The following is a 3,277-nucleotide window of genomic DNA, read 5'->3' on the forward strand; positions in this document are numbered from 1 at the left end:
CCCCAGCCCCCACGGCCCGGCCCACCACGGTCCGGTCCGCCGCGACCCGGGCCACCGCCCCAGCCGCCACCGCCGCCACCATGCGGGCCACCACCGCCACCGCCCGGTCCGCCACCAGGCCCACCGCCGCCAGGTCCGCCCCCATGGCCCTGCGCATGGGCGGTGGAGATCATGGCGGTGCCCGGCGCGGCGGCCAGCGCCAGAACAACAAGAGCCGCTGTTACCGATTTCATCTGTTTCATCGTCCCATTTCATTCACTGCAGGCAGGCTGTCATTCCACCACGACAAAAGGGTGGCGGTTTGTCACATTTTTGTATCACTTCCATACGGCAGGCACCGGGCTGACATGCAGCACGTCGGGGCACGGGACCGGGGTGCCGGCCGGATGGGGCATTAAAAATCGTGCACCCGCCTCTCGCCGCCTGCCAAACGCTGGTATAGTCCGCCCTGTCCCGCATGACGGGGCAGGCCACATTGCCAGCCATGACCTGTTTTGAAGCGTTCGGGTGTCATTCTTCATGCCTTCTCCCTCCTGTCCCGCACCCACCAGCCCATGGAGGCAGGCCCTGTCCATACTGGCGCGCAACCGTTCGGCCATGGCGGCGCTGGGCGTGCTGGCACTGATAACGCTGGCATGTATGCTCGCCCCGCTTTACGCCCATATGGTGGCGCATACGGACCCGTTTACCTCCAACGTGGCGGGAACCATTTCGTTTGACGGGCAGGTGATGGACATCATGCAGCCCAACGACAACCCGCTCCATCTCGGTCTCAGCCCCATAGGGCCGACATGGCACGCGGCCTACCTGCTGGGGGCGGACAGCCAGGGGCGCGACCTTGCGGCCCGGCTGCTGTACGGCGGGCGCAACTCGCTGCTGATTTCGGCCTCGGCGGCGTGCATCTGCCTGTTCCTGGCCGCCGTTGCGGGCGTTACCGCCGGTTTCTGCGGCGGGATCGTGGACAGCATCATCTGTCGGGTGCTGGACATCATGTGGGCGGTGCCGGTCTATCTTTTCGCCATTTCGCTTTCCATCGTCATGGTCAGCCAGAAGCTGGTGCTGGGGCCGTTCGTGGTGCGGGCCGACAGTCTTCTCGTGCCCATCATGATCCTGGCGCTGGTTTACGTGCCCTATGCCGCACGCCCCATACGCGGGCGGGTGCTTGCCCTGCGGCAGGCGGAATTCGTGCTGGCCGCGCGCTGTCTGGGCATACCGGGCTGGCGCATCATGCTGCGTGACATCCTGCCCAACCTGACCACGACGCTGGTCGTGCTGGGGCCGCTGCTCATGGCGCTGGCGCTGCTGGCGGAAAGCGCGCTTTCCTTCCTCTCGCTGGGTGTGCAGGCGCCTGCCGCGTCGTGGGGCACCATCATTCAGGATGGCGAAGGGCTGATCTATACCCGCCCCATGGTTGCGATAGCGCCGGGGGTGGCGATCGTGCTGGTGGTGCTTGCGCTCAACATTCTGGGGGACGGGCTGCGTGATGCGCTGGATGTGCGCGACGCGGCGCGGCGCACGTCATGACCATGGCGCTGCTACGCCGCGCGGGGCAGACGGCCCTTGTGCTGTTTGGCGTCTCGGCGCTGGTGTTCCTTGTGTTCTTCGCAACACCGGGCGCGGACCCGACAGCGCGCATTGCAGGACGCAATGCCTCGGCGCAGGTCATGGAAAAGGTGCGGCATGAATACGGATTCGACCGCCCCCTGCCGGTCCAGTACGTGACCATGATGAAGAAGCTGTTCATCACCCGCGACCTGACATCCTATGCCGACCGGGGCGAGAAGGTGGTACCTGAAATCCTTCAGGCCGCACCGGTCACCGCCAGCCTTGTATGCGGAGCGGCCTTCATATGGGTTACGGTTTCCATCGCCATGGGTACGCTGGCCGCCGCCATGAAAAATACGTGGGTGGACCGTGTACTCATGACATTGGGGCTGGTGGGCATTTCCATACCCGTGTTTTGGCTGGGGCAGGTCACCAACCTTGTCACGCAGAGCCGGTACCATGACACATGGCTGTTTTCATGGGTGCCGGGGCTGGGTTACGTGCCCTTTACGCAGGACCCCATGGGATGGTTCAGGTCGCTTGTGCTGCCGTGGATCGTACTGGCGGTCATGTTCATCGGGCTTTACAGCCGGGTGCTGCGCGCCGATCTGGTCGCGCTGGAGGGAGAAGACTTCATGCGCACCGCGCGGGCCAAGGGGCTATCGCCCGCGCGCATATTCCTCCGCCACGGGCTGCGGACCGCCATGATCACGTTCATCTCGCTTTTCGGCCTTGATTTCGCGCAGCTTGTGGGCGGTGGCGCTCTGCTGACCGAGGTGGTGTTCGGCCTGCCGGGCGTGGGGCGGCTGACCTACCGCGCGCTGACCACGCTGGACCTGCCGGTCATCATGGCCACGGTCATGTATTCCGCCGTTTTTGTCGTGATCGCCAACGCGGTGGTGGACATGCTGTACGTGCTGGTGGACCCGAGGGTGCGTGATGGCCGGTAATCCCCCCCCTGCCGCGCTGCTGGCGGTGACGGACCTGTGCATAAGCCTGCCCGCCCACGGGCGCATGATTCCGATTGTGGAGAATGTAAGCTTCACCCTGCATGAAGGCGAAATACTGGGGCTGGTAGGGGAATCAGGCTCCGGCAAGTCAATCACGGCCATGGCGCTGATGGGCCTGATCGACAGCCCCGGCGCGCAGGTAAGCGGGTCCGCCCGCTTCCGTGGCACGGAACTGGTGGGCCTGCCGCAAAGGCGGTTCCGCCGCCTGCGCGGGCGTGAGATGGCCATGATCTTCCAGGACCCGATGACGGCCTTCACCCCGGTCCATACCATTGGCTGGCAGATAGATGAGCAGATCCGCGCCCATGAACCCCTCTCCCGCCGCGCCGCGCGGGCACGCAGCATCGAACTGCTGGGGGAAATGGGCGTGCCCGACCCCGCGCGGGCGGCCCGGAGCTATCCGCACCAGCTTTCCGGCGGGCTGCGCCAGCGCGCGATGATCGCCATGGCGCTGTCCTGCAATCCGGCCCTGCTGATTGCCGATGAACCGACAACCGCGCTGGACGTGACGGTGCAGGCGCAGATCCTTGACCTGATCGACACGCTGCGTGACCGGCATGGCTCCTCCGTGCTGCTGATCACGCATGACATGGGCGTGGTGGCCCGCAGTTGCGACAGCGTGCTCGTGCTTTATTCCGGCCGCGTGGCCGAGCAGGGAACGGCGGAAGCCATATTCACGGCCCCCGCCCACCCCTATACCGCCGCCCTGCTGGACTCCATCC

3 protein-coding genes are annotated in these 3,277 nt (G+C 65.6%); all 3 read left to right on the plus strand.

From position 1 onward, the window contains the following. Positions 1-519: 519 nt before the first annotated feature. Positions 520-1,524: an ABC transporter permease gene (locus tag DY926_RS11280; protein WP_116703465.1), complete on the plus strand. Its 1,005-nt coding sequence runs from the start codon at positions 520-522 to the stop codon at positions 1,522-1,524. Continuing rightward, positions 1,521-2,495 (plus strand): ABC transporter permease, encoded by a 975-nt coding sequence (locus DY926_RS11285; RefSeq protein WP_116703464.1) that lies wholly within the window; start codon positions 1,521-1,523, stop codon positions 2,493-2,495. The genes DY926_RS11280 and DY926_RS11285 overlap by 4 nt, the downstream gene beginning before the upstream one ends. Further along, on the plus strand, positions 2,485-3,277 hold a 793-nt coding region (locus DY926_RS11290), incomplete at its 3' end, for an ABC transporter ATP-binding protein (RefSeq protein ID WP_148707766.1). The genes DY926_RS11285 and DY926_RS11290, both read left to right, overlap by 11 nt.

This window comes from Komagataeibacter melaceti (genome assembly GCF_003403295.1).
In the GTDB taxonomy this organism is placed as follows: domain Bacteria; phylum Pseudomonadota; class Alphaproteobacteria; order Acetobacterales; family Acetobacteraceae; genus Komagataeibacter; species Komagataeibacter melaceti.